The sequence below is a fragment of the Chelativorans sp. ZYF759 genome (assembly GCF_012911015.1).
Taxonomy (GTDB): domain Bacteria; phylum Pseudomonadota; class Alphaproteobacteria; order Rhizobiales; family Rhizobiaceae; genus ZYF759.
In genome coordinates, this window is the sequence record NZ_WVVV01000001.1 from 366,117 (window position 1) to 390,294 (window position 24,178).

The following is a 24,178-nucleotide window of genomic DNA, read 5'->3' on the forward strand; positions in this document are numbered from 1 at the left end:
GCGAGCAATCCTGCGCTTCACATCTCGACGACGACGCGACCGCGGATCTTTCCCTCGACGATGTCGCGCGCGGCGGCGGGAATGTCCTCGAAGCCGATGGTGGTCGACAGGGTGGCGAGCTTGTCGTGATCGAGTTCGCCCGCGAGCCGGCGCCAGGCTTCCTCGCGAAGCGCGCGCGGCGCCATCACCGAATCGATGCCCAGCAGGCAGACGCCGCGCAGGATGAAGGGGGCGACGCTGGTCGGCAGATCCATGCCACCGGCCAGGCCGCAGGCGGCCACCGCGCCCCCATAGGAGGTCATGGACAGGACATTGGCGAGCGTGTGGCTGCCGACGGCATCGACGCCGCCTGCCCAGCGCTCCTTGCCGATCGGCTTGGCAGGCGACGAAAGCTCGGCCCTGTCGAGGATTTCGGCGGCGCCGAGATCCCTCAGATAGTCCGCTTCGGCGGTCCGGCCGGTCGAGGCGATGACGTGGTAGCCAAGCCGCGAGAGCAGCGAGATGGCCACCGAACCGACGCCGCCGGCGGCACCGGTCACGATCACCGGTCCGCGTGCCGGCTCGATACCGTGGCGTTCCAGCGCCATGACACACAGCATCGCCGTGTAGCCGGCGGTGCCGACCGCCATGGCGTCGCGCGCCGACAACGAGGAGGGCAGCCGTACCAGCCAGTCTCCCTTGAGTCGCGCCCGCCCGGCATAGGCGCCGTAATGCGTCTCGCCAACGCCCCAGCCATTGAGGATCACCCTGTCCCCGTTCTGCCAGTCGGGGTGGTCGGAGGAGACGACCGTGCCGGCCAGGTCGATCCCCGGCACCATCGGCCAGCGGCGCACGACCGGGGCCATGCCGGTGATCGCCAGTCCGTCCTTGTAATTTACCGTGGTCGCCTCGACCGCGACGGTGACGTCGCCCTCCATCAACTCGTCTTCGCGCATGTCGACGAAGTCGACGGACTGTTTCTTGTCGTCGTCGCGGGAGACGAGGATGGCCCTGAATGTGTCGGTCATGGCGGCGTTTCCTGTTTCTCGGTTTTCTTGACGGGGAATGTGCGGCGCGGGTGCGCGTCGGTCAACCGGCGGCTTCCAGCGGCTCGATGGGCACCAGCGGCGCCGGCACGTCGGCCCATTTTTCCGGCGCCTTGCAGATGTCGGCGATGACGCAGGCCGCGCAATCGGGTTTGCGCGCCTTGCACACATAGCGGCCGTGCAGGATCAGCCAGTGATGGGCGTGGCGCAGGTAATGCTCGGGGATGATGCGCACCAGCATGTCCTCGACCTGGTCCGGGGTCTTGCCGGGCGCCAGCTTCAGCCTGTTGCCGATGCGGAAGATATGCGTATCGACGGCCATGGTCGGCTGGCCGAACGCCATGTTGAGGACGACGTTGGCCGTCTTGCGCCCGACGCCTGGCAGCCGGGTCAGGGCATCGCGGTCGGCGGGCACCTCGCCGCCATGCTCCTCGATGATCGCGCGGGACAGCGCGATCACGTTCTTGGCCTTGTTGCGCCACAGCCCGATGGTGCGGATATATTCGCCGAGCCTTTCCTCGCCCAGTGCCAGCATCCTGTCGGGCGTGTCGGCGATCCTGAAGAGCGGCCCGGTGGCGCGGTTGACGCCGATATCCGTCGCCTGGGCCGACAGCGCGACGGCGACCAGCAGCGTGAAGGGGTTCACATGCTCGAGTTCGCCCTTCGGCTCGGGGCGTTGGACCGCGAATCGCCGGAATATCTCCTCGATTTCCGCGCGGCTGTAGGCCGAGCGCGGCAGCCGCTTCCCCTTGCCGCCGACTGCGGCTTTTTTCCCCTTGGGCTTTTCCATGTCGTCTCTATAATCCGTTCAATGGACCAGACGAAAGCCGCCGACGAGCCGCTTTTCAAGGCTCTCCTGACGCCGCACCGTTCGCTGGGGCGAACGGGTTTCTACATCCTCATGGGGGTGTTCGTCATGGCCTGGCTGACGCTGGGCTCGGCATTTCTGGCCATGGGGGCGTGGCCGGTCTTCGGCTTTCTCGGCCTCGACGTGCTGCTGATCTATCTCGCCTTCCGCTGGAACTACCGTTCCGGCCGCGTGCGCGAGGAGGTTGAGGTCTCGCGCACCCGGCTCGACATCCGCAAATACGCCCCCTCCGGACGGCTGGAAGCACACCGGTTCAACCCGTTCTGGACCCGCTTCGCGGTGGCCCGGCACGAGGAGATCGGCATAACGGACATGGCAGTGGAGGGCGAGGGACGCCGCGTGGCGATCGGCGCCTTCCTCAATCCCGACGATCGCGAGAGCTTCGCGACCGCCTTCGGCCGCGCGCTGGCGACCGCGAAGGCGGGCTGAGCCGCCCGGGCGGCGGCTACTCGGCCGCCTGGTTCATCCGGGGCGCGGCGTTCAGCACGTTGTGGTCCACGTGCTCTTCGAATTTCGCGAAATTGTCGATGAACATGCCGACCAGCTTTGCGGCCTGGCGGTCATAGGCGGCCGTATCGGCCCAGGTGCCCCGCGGGTCCAGGATGGACACTTCGACGCCCGGCACCGCCACCGGCACCGCGAAGCCGAAATGCGGGTCGGTCCTGAACTCGACCTCGCGCAGCGAGCCGTCCAGCGCGGCCGACAGGAGCCCCCGCGTGGCGGCGATCGGCATGCGGTTGCCCACCCCGTAGGCGCCGCCGGTCCAGCCCGTGTTGACCAGCCAGCAATCGACCTCGTGGCGGGCGATCAGGTCGCGCAGCAGATTGCCGTAGACGGAGGGGTGACGCGGCATGAAGGGCGCGCCGAAACAGGTCGAGAACGTCGCCTCGGGCTCCGTCACTCCCTTTTCCGTGCCCGCCACCTTGGCCGTGTACCCCGACAGGAAGTGATACATGGCCTGGGCCGGGGTCAGCCTGGCGATGGGCGGCATGACGCCGAAGGCGTCCGCGGTCAGCATGATGATGTTTTTGGGCTGGCCCGCGATGCCCGTGTCGCTCGAATTGGGAATGAAGTGCAGCGGATAGGCGCAGCGCGTGTTCTCGGTGAGCCGTCCGTCGTCGAAATCGGGGCGGCGCTGATCGTCGAGGATGACGTTTTCCAGCACAGTGCCGAAACGTTTCGTGGTCGCGTAGATCTCCGGCTCGGCTTCCTCGGAGAGGCGGATGGTCTTGGCGTAGCAGCCGCCCTCGAAATTGAACACGCCGTCCTCGCCCCAGCCATGCTCGTCATCGCCCAGCAGGATGCGGGTCGGGTCGGCCGACAGCGTGGTCTTGCCGGTGCCCGAGAGGCCGAAGAAGATCGCCACGTCGTCCGCATCGCCGACATTGGCGGAGCAGTGCATGGGCATGACGCCCTTGGGCGGCAGGAGATAGTTCAATGCCGTGAAGACGGACTTCTTCATTTCGCCCGCATAGGAGGTACCGCCGATCAGGACCAGCATGCGCTCGAAATCGACCGCGATAACCGTTTCGGTGCGGCAGCCGTGGCGTTCGGGATCCGCCCGGAAGGAAGGCAGGTCGATGATCGTCATCCTGGGGTCGAAGGAGCCGAGCGTCTCGCGCTCGGGCCGGATGAGCAAATTGCGGATGAAGAGCGAATGCCAGGCATATTCCGTGATGATGCGCGAGGGCAGTTTCAGCCGCTCGTCCGCGCCGCCGATTAGATCCTGCACGAAGAGGTCGAGATCCGCCGCATGCGCGATAAAATCATCATAGAGCGTCTGGAAATGCGCGGGCGACATGGGCTTGTTGTTGTCCCACCAGATCTCGTCCTCGCGCGTGGCGTCGCGCACCACGAACTTGTCCTTGGCGGAGCGGCCGGTGTGCTGGCCGGTCTCGGCGACGAGCGCGCCGTCGGCGGTCAGCATTGCCTCGCCGCGCGCGATGGCCTGTTCGTAGAGTTCGGCCTCGCCAAGATTGTAGTGAACCGTCCCGGACGTCGCGAGACCCACGGTCTCGATGCCCCGGGCGGGATTTCTAACACCTATTTCGCTCATTTCGTCGCCACCGGTCTACATGATCTGATTTGTCGAACCCGCAACCATCCGAGGATTGCCTCCCTCGACAACCGCATGGCGGGAATGGCTTGGTGCAAAACAGAAAAGCCCAGCAATATCAAATCATTAATCGATTTAAAGAAATACTCTCCCGTTTCAATCGTTTATATTGGCCTGCCGGGGCCTTATTCGTTTCCGCCCCCTCGTGATCGGCGGGAAGCTCCCCATATGCCACTCAGCGGGCGGACAGAGCGCTTGCACCCCTTGCGCCGGAGGGGTGCGTGCCACATTTTGTACCTAATTTGTCCGGCAAAAGGCCCCGCCTGCAGCAGGAAGGGACCCCGGCTCATGAGGGAGCAACAGGATATGGCAACAATCGCGCTCGTCGACGACGACCGTAACATTCTCACCTCGGTGTCCATCGCCCTCGAATCCGAAGGCTACCGGGTGGAGACCTATACGGATGGCGCGTCCGCCCTAGAAGGGCTTGCGAGCCGCGCCCCCAACCTCGCCATCCTGGACATCAAGATGCCCCGCATGGACGGCATGGAGCTGTTGCGGCGGCTGCGCCAGAAGACCGATCTGCCGGTCATCTTCCTGACTTCCAAGGATGACGAGATCGACGAGTTGTTCGGGCTCAAGATGGGTGCCGACGATTTCATCAAGAAACCGTTCTCCCAGCGTCTGCTCGTCGAGCGCGTGAAGGCCGTTCTTCGGCGCGCCGGCGCCAAGGAAGCGGGCGCGATGAAGCCGGCCGGACAGCAGGCGCGATCGCTTGAGCGCGGGCAACTGGTCATGGACCAGGAACGTCACACCTGCACCTGGAAGGGCGAGCCGGTGACGCTGACCGTCACCGAGTTCCTGATCCTGCATTCGCTAGCCCAGCGGCCCGGCGTGGTCAAAAGCCGCGACTCGCTGATGGATTCGGCCTATGATGAGCAGGTCTATGTCGACGACCGGACGATTGACAGCCACATCAAGAGGCTGAGAAAGAAGTTCAAGGCCGTGGACGACAGTTTCGACATGATCGAAACGCTGTACGGGGTGGGCTACCGCTTCCGCGAGGTGTAGACCACCAGCCCGGGTGACGCCGAGGGCCGACGAGAGACGAGGCTATGGTGGCAGAGACCGAAAAGCCGGCCGCGGAGATGTCCGCGAGGCCAGCACGGCGCGCATCCTTGCGTGGCCGCGTCGGCGTGCCGATGCGCCACCTGCTCGGCAATTACGTCTTTTCCAGCCTCACCAAGCGCATCCTCTTCCTCAACCTCGCCGCGCTCGTGGTGATGGTCTCCGGCATTCTCTACATCAACCAGTTCCGCGACGGGCTGATCGACGCCCGCGTCGAGAGCCTGATGACGCAGGGTGAGATCATCGCCGGGGCAATCGCGGCCTCGGCCACGGTCGAGACCGATTCCATCACCATCGATCCCGAGCGGCTGCTTGAGCTCCAGGCCGGACAGAGCCTGCCTCCTTCGGCGCGTCCGCTCGAAAGCCTCGAATTCCCCATCAATCCGGAACGCGTCGCCCCGGTCCTGCGGCGGCTCATCTCGCCGACCCGCATCCGCGCCCGCATCTACGACAACGACTACAATCTGATCCTCGATTCCCGCCATCTCTATTCGCGCGGCCAGATACTGCGCTACGACCTGCCTCCGGTGGAGGAGCGTGAGCCGGGCGTTCTCGAACGGGCCGAGAAGTTCATCACCGGGCTCTTCCGGCGCACCGACCTGCCCGTCTACCGGGAGCCGGCCGGGGGCACCGGCACCGGTTTTCCCGAAGTCGCCTCGGCGCTCGGCGGAAGCCCGTCCACCGTGGTGCGCATATCCGAGCAGGGTGAGCTGATCGTCTCGGTGGCCGTGCCCGTGCAGCGTTACCGCGCGGTGCTGGGCGCCCTGATGCTGTCGACCCAGGGCGGTGACATCGATGCCATCGTGAAGGCCGAGCGCTACGCCATCTTCCGCGTCTTCGCCGTCGCGGCGGTGGTCACGGCGATCCTCTCGCTGCTTCTCGCCTCGACCATTGCCAATCCGCTGCGCCGGCTGTCGGCGGCGGCTGTCCGTGTGCGCCGGTCGGTCAAGAATCGCGAGGAAATCCCCGATTTCTCCGATCGACAGGACGAGATCGGCAATCTCTCGGTCGCGCTCCGCGAAATGACCAACGCGCTCTACGCGCGGATCGAGGCAATCGAAAGCTTCGCAGCCGATGTCAGCCACGAGTTGAAGAACCCGCTGACCTCGCTGCGCAGCGCGGTGGAAACGCTGCCGCTCGCCCGAAACGAGGAATCGCGCAAACGGCTGCTGGAGGTCATCCAGCACGACGTGCGGCGGCTCGACCGGCTGATCACCGACATCTCCGACGCCTCCCGTCTGGACGCCGAGCTGGTGCGCGAGGACGCGGAACTCGTGGACCTGAAGAAGCTCGTCTTCGAGATCGCCGCGATGTCGAACGATGTCGGGCACCATCACAAGCCGGCCAAGGTCGAGTTCAAGGTCGACGAAAACCGTGCGGCGGGTCGCGGCTTCATGGTCCAGGGCCACGATCTGCGGCTCGGACAGGTCATCACCAATCTGATCGAGAATGCGCGCTCCTTCGTACCGGACAAGGGCGGCCGCATCGTCCTCACCCTGTCGCGCTCCACCAACCGGGTGATCCTCAGCGTCGACGACAACGGGCCGGGTATCCGGATCGAGAACATCGACCGCATCTTCGAACGTTTCTACACCGACCGACCCTCGGGCGAGGCCTTTGGACAGAATTCCGGGCTGGGCCTGTCCATCAGCCGCCAGATCATCGAGGCCCATGGCGGCACGCTGACGGCGGAAAACATCGCCGGCGCCAAGCCTGGCGACGTTAACGGCGCTCGTTTCGTGGTCACTCTGCCGGCGGAGAAATAGGGATGGCGACGCCGGGCAGCGTCAACATGCATGCGACCGGCCTCGTCGTGGCGGGCGCGGGCGTCATCGTCACCGGCGCATCCGGTTCCGGCAAGAGTTCGCTGGCCCTCGAACTGCTGGAGCGGGGCCGCGCATCGGGACGTTTCTCCTGTCTGGTCGCCGACGATCAGATCTTTCTGTCCGCTCATGCCGGCGGTCTCGTCATGACCGCCCCCGCCCCCATTGCCGGCTTGGCCGAGATGCGTGGCTTCGGCGTCGCGCGGATAGACCATGAGCCGGCGGCCGTGGTCGACCTGATGGTGGAACTCGTGCCCGCCGACGAAGCCCCGCGTCATCGTCGCGACAAGATCCGGACGATCGAGGGCGTCGACATAGCGTGCCTCGAGCTTGCGGAACGCGATTCGGCGGGCGCGGCGCGGGCGATTCTGGCGTGGGTGGGGAATCACGACGGCATCTGAGCCCATTCGGGTCAAGAATCGACAAATCGAGGCCAATCACGTTCGATTTGGGCTTGTCATCCAAAGCCGCCTAGCCAAGATAGCGCCCTGTTGCCAGCCGGCCGGAAGGCTGGCCGGATTGGTGTTGCCCGTTTTGTTGGGCTTCGGCGGAGTGGCTGCTTGATTATCACCGGCTCGGTACCTTGCTTCAGGCCCTTGAGCTCATGGCCCTCCAGCCTTTCGGGACGGCATTCATGATCGGCATCGTGCTGGTGACGCATGGCCGTCTTGCCGAAGAGTTCCGCAGCGCGGTCGAACATGTCGTCGGGCGGCAGGAAGGTTTCGAGACCGTCTCCATCGGCCCGGAGGACGACATGGAGCAGCGCCGGCAGGACATCGTGGAGGCCGTGGCCCGTGCGGATGGCGGCGCGGGCGTCATCGTGCTCACGGACATGTTCGGCGGCACCCCCTCTAACCTGGCGATTTCGGTCATGGAGGCGGGGCGCGTCGAGGTGATCGCCGGCATGAACCTGCCCATGCTCATCAAGCTGACCAGCGTACGCCAGGGCGACAACATGAACATGGCGCTTACCGAAGCCCAAGCCGCCGGTCGCAAATACATCAACGTCGCAAGCCAGGTTCTGTCCGGGAAATGAGCGCCGAGGCCCCGCGCGGCCCCACCATCATCAAGGATCTCGAAATCATCAACAAGCGCGGGCTGCACGCCCGCGCTTCGGCTCGTTTCGTGCAGCTCGTCGGCGCCTACCAGGCCGACGTGACCGTCAGCAAGGACGGCATATCCGTCGGCGGCACCTCGATCATGGGACTGATGATGCTGGCTGCCAGCCCCGGCTGCACCATCCGGGTCGAAGTGCGCGGGGCGCAGGCGGAGCAGCTCGTCACCGAGCTCGAGAAGATGGTCGCGGACCGCTTCGGCGAGGCGGACTGAAGGGTCTCCCGCCACATGCAGGGATAAGCATTTCTTTATGTGTTATTGCCCATAGCGGTTCGATCTGGTAGGAACCGGCTCGAATTTACAGCGGATGGCGCGCTCGCGCGATTGCCGCCGCATCACCACGACCCACGAGAATGGAGCTGTTCATGTCCGATAAGGATTATGTCGTCGCGGATATCGCGCTTGCCGATTACGGGCGCAAGGAAATCGATATCGCCGAAACCGAAATGCCCGGCCTGATGGCCTCGCGCGAGGAGTTCGGGACATCGAAGCCGCTCAAGGGCGCGCGCATCACCGGCTCGCTGCACATGACGATCCAGACGGCGGTCCTCATCGAGACGCTGACGGCGCTGGGCGCCGAGGTCCGCTGGGCCTCCTGCAACATCTTCTCCACCCAGGACCACGCAGCCGCCGCGATCGCCGCCACCGGCGTGCCGGTGTTCGCCGTCAAGGGCGAGACGCTCGACGACTACTGGACATACACCGACAAGATCTTCCAGTGGCCGGACGGTCAGCCGTCCAACATGATCCTCGACGATGGCGGCGACGCCACCATGTACATCCTGCTTGGCGCCCGCGCCGAAGCCGGCGAGGACGTGCTGAAGAACCCCGGCAACGAGGAAGAGGAAATCCTCTTCAAGCAGATCAAGAAGCGCATGGCCGAGACGCCCGGCTTCTTCACCAAGCAGCGCGACGCCATCAAGGGCGTGACGGAAGAGACCACCACGGGCGTCAACCGTCTCTACCAGCTGCAGAAGAAGGGACAGCTGCCCTTCCCCGCCATCAACGTCAACGACTCGGTCACCAAGTCGAAATTCGACAACAAGTACGGCTGCAAGGAATCGCTGGTCGACGGCATCCGCCGCGCCACCGACACCATGATGGCCGGCAAGGTCGCCGTGGTGTGCGGTTATGGCGACGTGGGCAAGGGATCGGCGGCCTCGCTGCAGGGCGCCGGCGCCCGCGTCAAGGTGACGGAGGTCGATCCGATTTGCGCGCTGCAGGCGGCGATGGACGGCTATGAGGTCGTCACGCTCGAGGATGCGGCCCCGAACGCCGACATCTTCATCACCACAACGGGCAACAAGGATGTCATCACCCTCGATCACATGCGGTCCATGAAGGACATGGCGATCGTCGGAAATATCGGCCATTTCGACAACGAGATTCAGGTAGGCGCGCTCAAGAACCTGAAATGGACCAACATCAAGCCGCAGGTGGACATGATCTCGTTCCCCGACGGCAAGCGCATGATCCTTCTGTCGGAAGGCCGCCTGCTCAATCTCGGCAACGCGACCGGCCACCCGAGCTTCGTCATGTCCGCTTCCTTCACCAACCAGGTGCTGGCGCAGATCGAACTCTGGACGAAGGGCGAGCAATACGAGAACAAGGTCTACGTGCTGCCCAAGCATCTCGACGAGAAGGTCGCGCGGCTCCATCTCGACAAGCTCGGCGCCACGCTCACCCGAATGAGCGACGAACAGGCTTCCTATATCGGTGTCAGCCCGCAGGGCCCGTTCAAGCCGGAACATTACCGCTACTGATCGCCGTTTCGCGATCCGTCGGCCTTTTTGGACCGGGCGCCATGCGGCGCCCGGTTTCTTTTTGGCATGGCAACTTTGCGGCGATTCCGCGACAAGGTACAGTTACGTGATTCGCCAGAATCGTCGGACGGGCCAGCCGGGGACACGATGGCTGGCCGACCATCTTGCGGCGGAGAGGGACACGAAAATGCCGGGCGCGCGCCATGGCGGATGATTCCGACCAGGACCGAAATACACGACAGCATGGCAGCGCGAAGCGTTCGCTCATGTCGCGGTCGCGGCTTCGTGCCGTCTGGGTGGCCGGTCTTGCCGGGACCGCACTGACCGGCTGGCTGCCGACCGTCGCCAAAGCGGCCGAGCCAGCGATCTCGATCGGCGCCTGGGGCCTTTCCATGGGCGTGTTCGAGGTCATCCAGCTGGCCGTGTTCCTGGGCGTCACGGGCGCCGCGATGTTCTCCGCGCTCTGGCTCATCCGCGAACGCGGTCGCACGGCGGCCGAGAATGTCGAGCTGCGCGCGCGTGTCGGCGACCTGTCGACGGCCTTGCGGCGCTCCGAGGCGCTGCTCAACCTGCGCGACCAGCGTTTCATCGTCTGGTCGGACGAACTGCGCAAACCCGAGCTTGTCGGCACGCTGTCGGCCTCGACCGGGGCGCCGGAGGACCGGGCGACCTTTCTCGCCTATGGCCGCTGGCTGACGCCGCGCGCGGCCGCCCAGCTCGAACACGCCATCGAGGCCCTGCGCGAGAAGGGCACCGCCTTCGAAATCGTGGTCGAGACCCAGAAGGGCGTGCTGCTCGAGGCCCAGGGCCGCAGCGGTTCGACTCATCTCGCGGTCCGGCTCGTCTCGCTGTCGGAGGCGCAGCGCGAGCATGCCGAACTGCGCCACGAGCATCAGCGGATCGCCGCAGAACATGAGAGCCTGCTCGCGCTTGCCCGCGCAGTGGACATGCCGGTCTGGGTCAGGGGACCTGACGGGCGCCTGGCCTGGGTCAACCCTGCCTATGCCACAGCAGTCGAAGCCGATGCCCCCGAGGCGGCGATCGACGAAGACCGCCAGTTTCTCGGCACCGCCGCGCGCCAGGCCATCGCGACGCATCATTTGTCCGAAGCCGTCTTCTCGCGCCGTGTCTCGACCGTGGTGGCCGGTGATCGCAAGGTCTTCGCCATCACCGACGTCGCCAGCCCGTCAGGTTCGGCGGGGCTGGCCAGCGACGTCACGGAGATCGAGAACGTCTCGGCCGAATATGAGCGCACCTTGCGCAACCATGCCGACACGCTCGACCAGCTCAACACCGCCGTCGCCATCTTCGATGACCGCCAGAAGCTGCGCTTCTTCAACCAGGCCTTCCAGAAGCTCTGGAACCTCGACACCGTCTTCCTCGAAAGCGCACCCGACCATGCGCTGTTGCTCGATCGGCTGCGCAGCGACGGCATGCTGGCCGAGCAGCCGGAGTGGCGTCGCTGGAAAGAAAACTTGCTCTACGCCTATCGCGCGGTCGATCCGCAGGAGCATTGGTGGCATCTGCCAGACGGGCGCACGCTGCGCGTGGTCGCCAATCCGCAGCCCAAGGGCGGCGTCACCTGGGTGTTCGAGAACCTGACCGAGAAGATCGACCTCGAAAGCCGCTACAACACGGCCGTCCGGGTGCAGGGCGAGACGCTCGACAATCTGGCCGAGGGCGTCGCGGTCTTCGGTCCGGATGGCAGGCTGCGACTGGTCAATCCGGCCTTCTCGTCGCTCTGGCGCCTGCCGCCCGGCGTGGCGGAGACCGGCACCCACATCTCGGTCATCCGCGCGGCCTGCGACGTGGTGACGGAGAACAGCCCGTGGAACGAGCTTGTCGCGTCCGTCACGGGCTTCGACGACGAGCGACGCAACAGTCACGGGCAGACCGAGCTCGCCGACGGCACCGTGCTGCGTTTCGCGATCATCCCGCTGCCCAACGGGCAGGTGATGACCACCTTCGTCGACATGACCGACAGCGTGAATGTGGAACGCGCGCTGAAGGACAAGAACGAGGCGCTGGAGCGCGCCGACCAGCTCAAGAACGATTTCGTCCAGCATGTCTCCTACGAACTGCGCTCGCCGCTGACCAACATCATCGGGTTCACCGAACTGTTGGCGATGCCGGAAACCGGACCGCTGAACGACCGCCAGCATGAGTATGTCGAGCATATCGGCTCGTCCTCATCGGTGCTTCTGACCATCGTCAACGACATTCTCGATCTCGCCACGGTCGATGCCGGCATCATGCAGCTCGAGATCGCGGAGGTGCGGATCGCCGAAACGGTGAATTCGGCGGCGGAACTGATCGGCGACCGCCTGCGGGAGATCCGCGTCGATCTGGACCTCGACATCGACGGCGCGCCGGACATGTTCCAGGCGGACGGCCACCGCATCCGCCAGATCCTGTTCAACCTCCTGTCCAACGCCGCCAATTACGCGCCGGAGAACAGCACCATCCGGCTGACCTGCCGCGGCGAGGGCAATGCGATCGAGTTCGCCGTCCATGATGACGGGCCCGGCATGTCGCCCGAAGTGCTGGAAACGATCTTCCGCCGGTTCGAGCCGCGCACCAATGGCGGGCGCAAGCGCGGGGCGGGCCTCGGGCTTTCCATCGTGAAGAGCTTCGTCGAACTCCATGGCGGCAGCGTGCGCATCGAGACCGACAAGAGCCGCGGCACCACGGTCACCTGCCGCTTCCCGGTCGCGCCGGAGGGCCTGCGCCAGGCCGCGGAGTAGAGACCTTGGACGAGGTCGTGCCGATCCGCCTTCATGGCGCCGACGAAAAGGCCACCGTCCTTCTGGGCGAAGACCTCGCCGCCATGCTGCGGCCGGGCGATCTCGTGTTTCTCGAAGGCGATCTCGGCGCCGGCAAATCAACGCTTGCGCGGGCCATCATCCGCAATCTGGCGGATGACGAGGGACACGAGGTGCCAAGCCCCACCTTCACCATCGTCCAGCCCTACGAGACGCGGCATCCGCTGCTTCACGTCGATCTCTATCGGATCGCCGCGCCCGAGGAGATCGACGAACTGGGCATAGGCGAGGCGCTGTCTTCGAGCATCGTGCTGGTGGAATGGGCCGAAAGGGCCGACGGCGCGCTCGGCGAACCGTCGCTGACTGTCGCGATCACGGGCGAAGGCGACGCCCGCGACTTCGAGATCTCCGGCCAGCCCGAGCCCATGACGCGGCTGGCCCGCTCACTGGCCGCAAGGGCCTTCCTGGACCAGGCGGGGTGGCCTGCCGCGCGCCGCAGCCATCTGACGGGCGACGCCTCGGCGCGGGCCTACGAGACCGTGCAGCTGCCGGGCAGGCCTGTACGCATCCTCATGAACGCCCCGCGCCAGCCAGACGGCCCGCCCATCCGCGACGGCAAGCCCTACAGCCGCATCGCCTATCTGGCCGAATCGGTGACTCCCTTCGTCGCCATCGACCGGCTCCTGCGCGCGCACGGCTTCTGCGCGCCGGAGATCGACGCCGCCGATCTCGATGACGGCTTCCTGCTGATCGAACATCTGGGCAGCCACGGGGTTCTGGATGCCGACGGACAGCCGATCGTCGAACGCTACCAGGCAGCGGCGGAAGTGCTCGCTGCCATGCATGCCGAGAGCTGGCCAGCCAGCGCCGAGGCCGAGCCCGGCATCGTCCACGCCATCCCGCCCTTCGACCGCCCGGCCCTCCATATCGAAACCGAGCTCCTGATCGACTGGTATCTCCCCTTCGCACGCGGGCGACCCGCCGACGAGGCCGAACGTGCGGCCTTCGGGGAGGCCTGGGGCAGCGTCTTCGACCTCCTCGACACCGGGGAGAAGAGCCTCGTCCTGCGCGACCACCATTCGCCCAACCTGATCTGGCGCGGCGAGCGAACCGGCACCGGCAGGATCGGCCTCATCGACTTCCAGGACGCGCTCATCGGACCGTCGGCCTATGACGTCGCCTCGCTCGCCCAGGACGCACGCGTGGACTTGTCGCCCGATCTCGAAGCAAACATCGTGCAGAGCTATGTCAGCGCGCGGCAGGCGCAGGGCGAATTCGACGCGGAGGCCTTTCGACGCGACTATGCGATCATGGCTGCCCAGCGGGCCACCAAGATCCTGGGCATCTTCGTGCGTCTGAAGGAGCGCGACGGAAAGCCGGGCTACATCCGTCACCTGCCACGGCTTCACGGATATCTCTCGCGCTCGCTTGCCCATCCGGCCCTGGCCCCGATCGCCGAGCTTTATGCCCGACTCGGCGTGCCGGTCGAGGCTGAATGATGAGCGGCGCGGTGCCCGCCCGTGCGATCGTCCTGGCCGCAGGGCTCGGCACGCGCATGCGCCCCATCACCGACACGATGCCCAAGCCGCTGGTGAAGGTCGGCGGCCACCCGATGATCGACCGCGCGCTCGACGCCCTGCAGGCGGCCGGAGTGGAGACGGTCGTCGTCAACGTGCATCATTTCGCCGACCGGATGATCGACCATCTGGCTGGCCGGGGCGATTTCGTGACCATCTCCGACGAGCGCGACAGGCTGCTCGATTCGGCCGGCGGCGTGGTCAAGGCGCTGCCCCAACTGGGCGAAAAACCCTTCCTGCTCCTCAATGCCGACAGTTTCTGGATCGACGGGGCGGATCCCGAATTGCGGCGCCTTGCCCTTGCCTGGGACGAAGGCGCCATGGATATTCTCCTGATGCTGTCGCCGCTCGACACCGCGATCGGCCACAATGGCAAGGCCGATTTCACGCAGGACGCCGCCGGGCGCCTGTCGCGGGCGGTCGACCGGACGCAAGGCCTCGTCTATGCGGGCGCGGCCATGCTGCACCCGCGCATCTTCGACGGCGCCGCCGCCGAACCGCATGGGCTGAACCTCTATTTCGACCGGGCAATCGCGGCCGGCCGCCTCTATGGCCTGCCCATGCGCGGTCACTGGTTCACCGTCGGCACACCGGAAGCCATCGGCGAAGCCGAAGCCGAACTCTCCCGGCTCGGCCGATGAGGCAGGCCGACCCGCGAATTCTCAACATTGCCACGGGTGTCGAATTCCTGCCGGCGCTGGCTAAAGCGCTGCTGTCCGGCAGTCTCGTGCCGGGCTTCGTGCCGGACGACGATCCCCTGGCGCTCGCTGACGTGACGATCTATCTGCCGACCCGGCGTGCCGCGCGCGAGTTGCGCAGCGTCTTTGTCGACCTGCTCGGTGGCCGCGCCGCCATCCTGCCGACCATCCGCCCCCTCGGCGAGGTCGACGAGGATGCCGACATCTTCGCCGACGAGAGCAGCGAGGGGCTCGACATTGCACCTGCCATCGCGCGGCTGGAGCGCGTCCTGCTGCTGGCGCCGCTCGTCCAGGCCTGGAAGCGGCGCCTGCCGGCCCATGTGGCGAACCTCATGGAGGAAGAGATCGTCGTGCCGGCCTCTGCCGCCGACGCGATCTGGCTGTCGCGCGACCTGGCCGACCTCATCGACGAGGTGGAGACCGAGGGCGCCGACTGGAACGCGCTGTCGAAGCTCGTGCCGGCCGAACTGGCAGGCTGGTGGCAGGTGACGCTCGAATTCCTGGAGATCGTGCGCCGCGGCTGGCCACAATATCTTTCCGAAAGCGGCCTTTCCAACCCGGCCGCCCACCGTGATCGGACGCTGCGCGCCGAAGCCGCGCGGCTCAAGGCCGCGCCGCCGGCCGGGCCGGTCATCGCGGCGGGTTCGACCGGCACCATCCCGGCCACGGCAGAGCTTCTGTCGGTGATCGCCCGCCTGCCGCAAGGCGCGGTCGTGCTGCCGGGCCTCGATGCGGCCATCGACGAGGAAAGCTGGCAGGCGATCGGTCGCATCGACGTCTCGCCGTCTTCCTTCGGCCACCCGCAGACCGCGTTGAAGCGGCTTGTGGAGCGGCTGGGCATCGACCGTGGCGACGTCCGGCCCATCGGGGAGGCGCCGCCGGCGCTGGCAGCACGTGCGCGCCTCGTCTCGGAGGCGCTGCGTCCCGCCGAAACCACCGACAACTGGCCGCTGACCCGCGCGGCACGCGAGACCGCGCTCGCGGCCGGCGCCTTCGAGGGCATCAGCCTGGTGGAGGCCGGCAACGAACGCGAAGAGGCGCTGGCGATCGCCATGGCGCTTCGGCTTGCGGTCAATGAGGCCGGCCGCACGGCGGCCCTCGTGACCAGCGATCGCGCGCTCGCCCGACGGGTTTCGGCCGAACTGGAACGGTTCGGCATCCGGGCCGACGATTCGGGCGGCATCCCGCTCGCCACCACGCCGCCGGTCATGCTGGCCGGCTTCGCGCTTCAAGCGATCCTGTCTCCAGGCGATCCGCTCACGCTGCATTCGCTGCTCGGCCACCCGTTGCTGAAGCTGGGCCTTCCCCGCCCCCTGGTGAGGCGCGCGGCCGAGACCATCGAGCTCGTGGCGTTGCGCGGCGGCACGGGACGGCCGGACATCGCCGAGCTGGCGCAAGAATTCGACCGGCGGCTGGCGGTCATCGACGGGGGGCGCAAACCCTTCTGGCGTTCGCGGCTGGATGCCGAGAGGCTGGCGGAGGCGCGGCGGGTTCTCGCCGCCCTGCGCGAAGCCATCGCGCCGCTCGTGGCGCTTCGCGGTCAGGCGTCGGCAGGCGTCGCGGAGGCCACCCGCGCCACCGTACTGGTGCTCGAGGCACTGGCGCGCGGCGAGGACGGATCGGTCGCCGAATATTACGAGGGCGAAGCCGGCACGCAGTTCGCCGGCCTGCTGCGGGAGCTGATCGCGACCGGCACCGGCCTTGCCTTTCACCCCCGCGAATGGCCGCAGATTCTCTCGGCGATCGTGGCCGGCGGGTCGGTCAAGCCGGCGCCGGGCGGGGATGGACGAGTCTTCATCTGGGGTGCGCTCGAAGCCCGCCTGCAATCCGTCGACACGCTGGTGCTGGGCGGGCTCAACGAAGGCAGCTGGCCGCGGCGGGCCGAATCCGACCGCTTCATGTCGCGGCTGATGAAGGCAGGCCTCCGTCTCGAACCGCCGGAACGGCGCATCGGCCAGGCCGCGCATGATTTCCAGATGGCGATGGGCACGGGACAGGTCGTGCTGACGCGCGCGGCGCGATCCGGCGATGCGCCGGCCGTCGCCTCGCGCTGGCTGCAGCGCCTGCTGGCTGCCGCCGAAGGCGCTGAGACCGAGGCCATGAAAAGGCGCGGGAGCGACCTCCTGGCCTGGGCGCGCGAACTCGACGTGCTGCCGGACGAGGATTATGTACCCCGCCCCGAACCGAAGCCGCCCGTCGAAGCCCGGCCGAAGGATTTCTCCGTCACCGAGATCGAGACGCTCAGGCGCGACCCCTATGCCGTCTATGCCAGACGTATCCTGGGTCTACAGCCGCTCGACCCGCTGCTGCGCGATCCGGGCGCGGCCGAACGCGGGACGCTGTTCCACGACATCATCCACGCCTTCTCGACCGAGATCGCCGATCCCGCCGCAAGCGATGCGGCGGAACGGCTGCTCGAGATCGCCCGCCGGCATTTCGACGCGCTGGCCCTGCCGCCGGACATCGACGCCGTGTGGTGGCCGCGCTTCGTCGACATGGCGCCCCGGCTCGTCGAATGGGAGCGGGGGCGCCCGCATGGGATCCTGTCGCGCCATGCCGAACTTGCCGCCAGACACACGGAGGTGGGCCTGACCGGCGGGACGCTGCGGGGGCGCGCCGACCGCATCGACCTGCGCCCGGCCGGCATGGCCGACATTCTGGACTTCAAGACCGGCGCGACACCTTCCAAGGGCCAGGCCCATACGCTTCTGGCCCCCCAGCTGGCGCTGGAGGGCGCGTTGCTGATGCGGGGCGCCTTCGAGGGCCTGGGCAAGCTCCAGCCCGCCGAACTCGCCTATGTGCGGCTGCGGCCCAACGGTCAGGTCGAAGAGGAATCGATCCTCTCCTTCAACCGGCAGGACAGGTCCGCCGTCGAGTTGTCCGACGAGGCCTGGGGGCGCCTGGAAAAACTCCTTTCGCATTACGCTTCGCCCGGGAACGGCTATCTGTCGCGCGCGCTTCCCTTCCGCGCCGAGGAAATGAGCGGCGACTACGATCATCTGGCGCGCACGCGCGAATGGTCGGCCGGTGTGGACGGCGAACCGGGAGGCAGCGAATGAGCCGCGGCGGCCTGGTCATCCCAACCGAGACGATCGAGCGGCAGCGGCTGGCTTCCGATCCCGACCTGTCTGCCTGGGTATCGGCCAATGCGGGCTCCGGCAAGACACATGTCCTGTCGCAGCGCGTCATCCGGCTGCTGCTGTCGGGCAGCGATCCCTCGCGCATCCTGTGCCTGACCTACACCCGCGCCGCGGCGGCCAACATGTCGCGCCGCGTGTTCGACACGCTGGCCGAATGGACCCGGCTCGACGATGCCGCGCTTGAGGCAAAGATCCGCGATCTGGGCGAGCGCACGCCGACGCCGGCCATGCTTCGCGACGCCCGCAGGCTGTTCGCGCGGGCGCTGGAGACGCCAGGCGGGCTCAAGATCCAGACCATCCACGCATTCTGCGAGGCGGTGCTGCATCAGTTTCCGCTAGAGGCCAATATCGCCGGGCATTTCGAGATGCTCGACCCGCAGATGGAGGCCGTGCTTCTGGCCGAGGCGCGGCGCGAGATGATCGCCGGCACGCGCGAGCCCGACCAGCCCGGTCTGGCCGAAGCCTTTGCGACCGTGCTGAGGCTGGGCGGCGAAAGCGGGCTGGAATCGCTGCTGTCGGAGGTCGTTTCGCGCCGCGACGCACTGGCCCGTTTCATCAACGAGATCGGGACGAGCGACGAAGGACGGGCGAAACTCTTCGCCGAATTCGGCCTGGGCCGGGACGAATCGGCCGAAACCATCCTCGCCACCGCATGGCCCGACTCCTTCTTCGACCTTCAAACCGTGCGCGGCATCGGCGAGGCGGCAGCTGCCGCAGGCAAGCAGAAGGCTTCTGACTTTGCCGGCAAAGTTCTTTCAGGTTTCGAGACCGAAAATGCCGAAGACCAGCTCAAGATCCTGTGTGCGGCCTTCCTGACCCGCAAGGAGGGGCAATGGCAGCCCCGCTCCGCGCGCAGCATTGCCGCCAAGGGCGTTGCGGATATCCATCCCGGCCTTGCCGATGCGTTCGACCGATGCGCGCTCCGCGTCGCCGAGGCCATGGACCGGCTGGCGCTGTGGCGCATGCTGCAATCCACCCATGCGGCGCTCGTCCTGGCGGAGCGGCTCATCGCGATCTACGAACGGCTGAAAAGCGCGCGCGGCTGCCTCGACTTCAACGACCTTATCGTGCGCACGGTCAATCTTCTGGCCCGGCGGGATGCCAGTGCCTGGGTCCAGTACAAGCTCGACAAGGGTATCGACCATATCCTGCTGGACGAGGCGCAGGACACGAGCCCCGATCAATGGGCGGTGGTCAATGCCCTGGCCGCCGATTTCTTTGCCGGCAAATCAGCCCGCGAGAGCAAGGCCCGAACCGTCTTTGCCGTGGGCGACGAAAAGCAGTCCATCTATTCCTTCCAGGGCGCCGATCCCGAGTCCTTCGCGCTGAGCGGACAGGATTTCTTGCGGCAGGTTCGGGCCTCCGGCGCGCGCTTCGAGAAAGTGCGGCTCCTGCATTCCTTCCGCTCGGTGGAGGATGTGCTGACGGCGGTCGATCTCACTTTCGAAGCCGAGGACGTGCGCCAGGGACTGACGCGCGATCCCGAGCCCCTGCAACACAAGGCGGTGCGACAGAGCGCGCCCGGCCATGTCGAACTCTGGCCCTCGCTCGCGGCGCAGTCCGTCGAGGAACCGGACGACTGGACCCGGCCCATCGACCAGACGTCCGCGCCGGCCGCGCTTCTTGCCGGCCGCATCGCACGCACGATCAAGAGCTGGCTCGACAGCCACGAACGGATCGAGGGGCAGGGCCGGCCGATCGGCGCCGGCGACGTGCTCGTTCTGGTGCGCAAGCGCGACAGTTTTGTCCACGCCCTGTCACGCGAGCTCAAGCAGCTCCACGTGCCGGTGGCCGGCGCCGACCGGCTGTCGCTTGCCGACCACATCGCCGTGCAGGACCTCATGGCGATCGGTCGCATCGTGCTCCAGCCGGACGACGATCTCTCGCTTGCGGCGCTGCTCAAGAGCCCGGTCTTCGGCCTCTCCGAAGACGAACTCTTTGCCCTTGCCGCCGCGCGACCCGGCGGTCAGTCGCTGCTTGCGCGGCTGGTCGAGGCCGCCGGGACCGATCCGAGGCTAGGCGAGGTAGCCGAGCGGCTGAGAGGGTGGGGCAATGAAGCCGGTTTCGTATCGCCCTTTGCGTTCTATGCCCGCATCCTTGGCCGCGATGGCGTGCGGGCGCGCATGATCGCCCGGCTGGGCATCGAGGCCGGGGACGTCGTCGACGAGTTCCTGACCTTCTGCCTGGCCAGTGAACAGGCCGGCATCGTGGGCCTGGAGGCCCTGCTCGGCCTGCTTGAGAGCGGCAGCCCCGACATCAAGCGCGAGATGGACCAGGCCCGCGGCGAAGTGCGCATCATGACCACCCATGCGGCCAAGGGACTGGAGGCGCCCATCGTCTTTCTTGTCGACAGCGGCAGCGCCCCCTTCCACGACAGCCATCTGCCGCGGCTTGTCCCCTTCCAGCCGCGCGACGCCGCCCGGAAGTCGACCGGCTTTCTGTGGCGCGCCTCCGGCGACACCGCCAATGCGGTCTCGCGTGCGATCGGGCAGGAGCTGCGCCAGAAGGCCGAGGAGGAATATCGCCGGCTTCTCTATGTCGGCATGACGCGGGCCGAAGATCGGCTGGTCCTGTGCGGCTATCACGGCAAGCGCGAGCCATCGGAAATGAGCTGGCACGCCATCGTGTCGCGCGCCCTGAAAGCCTCGCATCATTGCCGCGATGTCGAGGATCCGGCCACCGGTGCCACGGTGCACCGCTATCGCGTCTCGGGCGATGCACCGGTTTCCCCGGCAGAGGCGCGTGAGGCCGCCCGGCCGCCTTCTCCAATGCCGGCTGCCCTCAAGGGCAAGCTCGCGCCGGCGCCCGCGCTGCCGCGCCCGCTGGCCCCGTCCGGCGTGGGGGCCGCGATCGACCCGCCCACGGGCGAGGCTGGTCCCGCCGGGTCGCCGGTGTTCGACGCGCAGGAAGGCGGCCATCCTTCTCTGTTGCGCGGCACCGCGGTCCACCGCCTCCTGCAGCGCCTGCCCGACATCGCGCCGGCGCGGCGCGCCGAGATCGCGCTTGCCTATCTGCGCGGTGCCGGGGCCGGCATCGACGAGGCCCAGGCCGAGGCGGTCTGGCTGGAGGTCGAGGCCATATTGGCAACGGCCGCATTCGCGGGTTTGTTCGCGCCCGGGTCGCGGGCCGAGGTCTCGGTGATGGGCGAGGTCGAGATCGCCGGCCAAAGGCGTGCCATTTCGGGCAAGATCGACCGTCTCCTGGTTTCCCCCCACAGGATCCTGCTGATTGACTACAAGACGAACCGGCCGGCCCCCGCCGATTTGGCCGAGGTGCCGCCGACTCATGTCGCCCAGCTGGCGCTCTATCGCGCGCTTCTCCAGCCGGTCTATCCCGGCCGGACCGTCGAAGCGGGCTTGCTTTACACCGCCGCGCCCCGTCTCATCCCGCTGCCCGGCGGGGCAATGGACGCAGCCCTTGCCGGGCTCGCGAGAGCGTGACAAAACCCGGCTTGAAGATAAGTGGCGACCATCCCACATGCCCACCGACGCAGATGCTGCAAGGAGAATGTCACATGACCACCGTGAAGATCGACAACAGCAATTTCCAGTCCGACGTGCTCGAGGCCGGCGAGCCGGTGGTCGTGGATTTCTGGGCGGAGTGGTGCGGCCCCTGCAAGATGATCGCGCCGGCGCTGGAAGAAATCGCGACAGAGCTCAACGGCAAGGTGAAGATCGCCAAGATCAACATCGACGAGAACCCCGAGCTGGCCGCCAAATACGGCGTGCGCTCGATTCCCACGCTGATGATCTTCAAGGGCGGCGAAGTGGCCGACATGAAGGTCGGCGCGGCCCCAAAGACGGCGCTGTCCTCCTGGATCGGCGCCGCGGTCTGACAACTCCTATCGCGGCAGGGTGCCGTTCTCCGCGAGGACGGCACCCACCAGATAGAGCGATCCGCAGATCAGGATGCGCGGCGGCGGCGCCGACGGATCCCCGCTCTCCCTCAGCAGCAGCAAGGCGTTCCTGACCGAGCTGATCGGCTCGGCGGCCACGCCTGCCTCCATGGCGCGCGCGGCCAGTTCGTCGTTCGGCACGCCCGCTTCGCTCTGTTCGACGGGAACGGTGAAGATGCGCTTGGCCATGCCGGCGAAATTGCGGAAATAGCCCGTCTGATCCTTGGTCGCGATCATGCCGGCCACGACGTAAAGCGGCCGGGGATCGCGCTCTTCCATTTCTGCCAGCGCCTCGGTGATGGCGGCGCCGGCGCCGGGATTGTGCCCGCCATCGACCCAGAGCTCGGCGCCCTCGGGGGCGCAGTCCTTCAATTCGCCCTCGGTCAGCCGTTGCAGGCGCCCCGGCCAGCTGACCCTTTCCATCGCCACGTCGCAGAAGGCCATGCTCGCATTGAAGCCGGCGAACTTTACCGCTGCGATGGCGGCCGCGGCGTTGGCGAGCTGGTGACGTCCCTTCAGGCGCGGCAGGGTCAGGTCCATGAGGCCGTCGGAATCCTGGTAGACCATGCGGCCATTCTCCTCATAGGCGAGGAAGTCCTGGCCGTAGACGAGCATCGGACAACCAAGGCGCTCGGCCGTATCGACCAGCACCTCGCGCGCGGCGTCGTGCTCCTGCTGACCGATCACCACCGGGCGGCCGGGCTTGATGATGCCGGCCTTCTCGGCTGCGATCAGTTCCACGCGGTCGCCGAGAAAGGCTTCGTGATCCAGAGAAACGCTGGTGATGAGGCTGACCGCAGGGCTCTCGATGACGTTGGTGGCGTCGAAACGCCCTCCCAGCCCGACCTCAAGGATTGCGACATCCGCGGGATGTTCGGAAAACAGGATGAAGGTGACCGCGGTCAATATCTCGAACAGGGTGATCATCTGGCCCTGGTTGGCCTCCGCCACCCGGGAGATCGCTTCGGCCAGTACGGCATCCTCGACCAGCTGACCGCCATCGGGCGTGCCGATGCGGTAGCGCTCGTGCCAGCGAACCAGATGCGGCGAGGTGTGGACGTGCACGCTGCGCCCAGCCGCTTCCAGAAGCGCGCGCGCGAACGCCGCCGAGGAGCCCTTGCCATTGGTGCCGGCTATGTGGATGACGGGCGGCAGCCGCTTCTGCGGATCGTCAAGACGTGCCAGAAGCCGCGCGATTCGGTCGAGCGACAGGTCGAAGCCCTTGGGATGAAGGGTAAGCAACCGCTCGATGAGTTGGTCGGTCGTCAGCGTGACCATCGATTGAGCTTTCGGTATGCCGGTCGGCGCGGCGCGGGACCGCGCGCTCCGCCGGTATCATTTGCAGACAGGGTCAGCCTTCCTGGCGTTCGGTCTCGCTCGCCTCGGGCAAAAGCGGCAGCGCCTCAGGAGCGGTCTCCGGGACCGACAGGGCAGGCCGCTTGAGCAGGAGCCTCAGGAGACGGGCCACCGTTGCCTTCATCTCCAGCCGCGACACGACCATGTCGACCATGCCGTGCTCCATCAGATACTCGGCGCGCTGGAAACCCTCCGGCAGCTTCTCGCGGATCGTCTGTTCGATGACGCGGGGCCCGGCAAAACCGATCAGTGCCCCGGGCTCGGCGATGTGCACGTCGCCCAGCATGGCGTAGGAGGCGGTCACGCCCCCGGTCGTGGGATTGGTCAGGACGACGACATAAGGCAGCCCAGCCTCCTTCAACCGGTCCACCGCCACGGTGGTGCGTGCAAGCTGCATCAGGGACAGGATGCCCTCCTGCATGCGCGCGCCGCCCGAGGCCGCGAACAGCACCAGCGGACGCTTCTGATCGAGCGCGGCCTCGAACCCCTTGATGATCGCCTCGCCGGCCGCCATGCCAAGCGACCCGCCCATGAAGGCGAAATCCTGGACCGTGGCGACGATCGGCAGGCCCTCGATCTCGCCGGTGGCGTTGAGGATCGCGTCTTCGAGACCGGTCTTGGTCTTGGCGTCGCGCAGACGGTCGGTGTAGCGCCGCTCGTCGCGGAATTTCAGCGGATCGGCAACGACCTTGGGGTTCTCGAGCAGTTCGAACTGTTCATCGTCGAAGAAGCGTTTCAGCCGTTCCTTGGCCGAAATACGCATGTGATGCCCCGAGGAGGGGATCACGTAATGGTTCTTCTCCAGGTCCTTGTGAAAGACCATCTCGCCGGTTTCCGGACACTTGATCCAGAGATTTTCGGGCATGTCGCGCCGTCCAAGCATGGAGTTGATCTTGGGACGGACAAAATTGGTGATCCAGTTCATCCTGCCTGCCTTTCAGCTGGTCGGGGCAAAGAAGAGAGATGGGGCG

Annotated in this window: 18 protein-coding genes; 13 read left to right on the plus strand and 5 right to left on the minus strand. The window is 66.6% G+C overall.

The features are described 5' to 3' along the window. Positions 1–17: 17 nt before the first annotated feature. Both GRZ55_RS01510 and nth read right to left on the minus strand, forming a co-directional pair. Positions 18–1,007: an MDR family oxidoreductase gene (locus GRZ55_RS01510; RefSeq protein WP_169285108.1), complete on the minus strand. Its 990-nt coding sequence runs from the start codon at positions 1,005–1,007 to the stop codon at positions 18–20. Positions 1,008–1,068: 61 nt separating this feature from the next. Next, positions 1,069–1,815: an endonuclease III gene (gene nth / locus GRZ55_RS01515; protein ID WP_169285109.1), complete on the minus strand. Its 747-nt coding sequence runs from the start codon at positions 1,813–1,815 to the stop codon at positions 1,069–1,071. Positions 1,816–1,836: 21 nt separating this feature from the next. Between nth and GRZ55_RS01520 the strand changes: the two genes are divergently transcribed. Further along, complete coding sequence (locus tag GRZ55_RS01520) at positions 1,837–2,322, plus strand: DUF2244 domain-containing protein (protein WP_169285110.1); 486 nt, start codon at positions 1,837–1,839, stop codon at positions 2,320–2,322. Positions 2,323–2,338: 16 nt separating this feature from the next. Here the strand turns inward: GRZ55_RS01520 and GRZ55_RS01525 are convergent, their stop codons facing one another. Then, the gene (locus GRZ55_RS01525) at positions 2,339–3,949 is read right to left on the minus strand and encodes a phosphoenolpyruvate carboxykinase (RefSeq protein WP_169285111.1); all 1,611 of its coding nucleotides are present in this window, start codon (positions 3,947–3,949) and stop codon (positions 2,339–2,341) included. A 366-nt stretch (positions 3,950–4,315) separates the two neighbouring features. Between GRZ55_RS01525 and GRZ55_RS01530 the strand changes: the two genes are divergently transcribed. The 12 genes from GRZ55_RS01530 to trxA all read left to right on the plus strand — a co-directional run bounded on the left by GRZ55_RS01530 (position 4,316) and on the right by trxA (position 21,791). Then, positions 4,316–5,020: a response regulator transcription factor gene (locus GRZ55_RS01530; RefSeq protein WP_169285112.1), complete on the plus strand. Its 705-nt coding sequence runs from the start codon at positions 4,316–4,318 to the stop codon at positions 5,018–5,020. A 77-nt stretch (positions 5,021–5,097) separates the two neighbouring features. Continuing rightward, on the plus strand, positions 5,098–6,843 hold the full coding sequence (locus tag GRZ55_RS01535; protein ID WP_246734486.1) for a sensor histidine kinase: 1,746 nt from the start codon (positions 5,098–5,100) through the stop codon (positions 6,841–6,843). 2 nt (positions 6,844–6,845) lie between these two features. Beyond that, on the plus strand, positions 6,846–7,301 hold the full coding sequence (locus GRZ55_RS01540; RefSeq protein WP_169285114.1) for an HPr kinase/phosphorylase: 456 nt from the start codon (positions 6,846–6,848) through the stop codon (positions 7,299–7,301). Between the two features lie 233 nt (positions 7,302–7,534). Then, complete coding sequence (locus GRZ55_RS01545; protein ID WP_169285115.1) at positions 7,535–7,936, plus strand: PTS sugar transporter subunit IIA; 402 nt, start codon at positions 7,535–7,537, stop codon at positions 7,934–7,936. Then, entirely contained in the window at positions 7,933–8,229 is a 297-nt protein-coding gene (locus GRZ55_RS01550; protein ID WP_169285116.1) for an HPr family phosphocarrier protein, read from the plus strand. The genes GRZ55_RS01545 and GRZ55_RS01550 overlap by 4 nt, the downstream gene beginning before the upstream one ends. A 152-nt stretch (positions 8,230–8,381) precedes the next feature. Then, positions 8,382–9,779: an adenosylhomocysteinase gene (gene ahcY / locus GRZ55_RS01555; RefSeq protein WP_169285117.1), complete on the plus strand. Its 1,398-nt coding sequence runs from the start codon at positions 8,382–8,384 to the stop codon at positions 9,777–9,779. 266 nt (positions 9,780–10,045) lie between these two features. Further along, positions 10,046–12,523, plus strand: a complete 2,478-nt coding sequence (locus GRZ55_RS01560) for a PAS domain-containing sensor histidine kinase (protein ID WP_246734487.1) — start codon at positions 10,046–10,048, stop codon at positions 12,521–12,523. 5 nt (positions 12,524–12,528) lie between these two features. Next, on the plus strand, positions 12,529–14,040 hold the full coding sequence (tsaE, locus tag GRZ55_RS01565; RefSeq protein ID WP_169285119.1) for a tRNA (adenosine(37)-N6)-threonylcarbamoyltransferase complex ATPase subunit type 1 TsaE: 1,512 nt from the start codon (positions 12,529–12,531) through the stop codon (positions 14,038–14,040). Then, positions 14,037–14,759 (plus strand): nucleotidyltransferase family protein, encoded by a 723-nt coding sequence (locus GRZ55_RS01570; protein ID WP_169285120.1) that lies wholly within the window; start codon positions 14,037–14,039, stop codon positions 14,757–14,759. The genes tsaE and GRZ55_RS01570 overlap by 4 nt, the downstream gene beginning before the upstream one ends. After that, entirely contained in the window at positions 14,756–17,875 is a 3,120-nt protein-coding gene (addB, locus tag GRZ55_RS01575) for a double-strand break repair protein AddB (protein ID WP_169285121.1), read from the plus strand. Before GRZ55_RS01570 ends, addB begins: the two co-directional genes overlap by 4 nt. Continuing rightward, positions 17,872–21,396 (plus strand): double-strand break repair helicase AddA, encoded by a 3,525-nt coding sequence (gene addA / locus GRZ55_RS01580; RefSeq protein WP_169285122.1) that lies wholly within the window; start codon positions 17,872–17,874, stop codon positions 21,394–21,396. The genes addB and addA overlap by 4 nt, the downstream gene beginning before the upstream one ends. A 74-nt stretch (positions 21,397–21,470) precedes the next feature. Next, on the plus strand, positions 21,471–21,791 hold the full coding sequence (gene trxA, locus GRZ55_RS01585; RefSeq protein WP_169285123.1) for a thioredoxin: 321 nt from the start codon (positions 21,471–21,473) through the stop codon (positions 21,789–21,791). 6 nt (positions 21,792–21,797) lie between these two features. On the opposite strand, the gene GRZ55_RS01590 is transcribed toward trxA, so the two are convergent. Next, the gene (locus GRZ55_RS01590) at positions 21,798–23,129 is read right to left on the minus strand and encodes a folylpolyglutamate synthase/dihydrofolate synthase family protein (protein ID WP_169285124.1); all 1,332 of its coding nucleotides are present in this window, start codon (positions 23,127–23,129) and stop codon (positions 21,798–21,800) included. Positions 23,130–23,202: 73 nt separating this feature from the next. Next, entirely contained in the window at positions 23,203–24,132 is a 930-nt protein-coding gene (gene accD, locus GRZ55_RS01595; RefSeq protein ID WP_169285125.1) for an acetyl-CoA carboxylase, carboxyltransferase subunit beta, read from the minus strand. Positions 24,133–24,178: the final 46 nt, after the last annotated feature.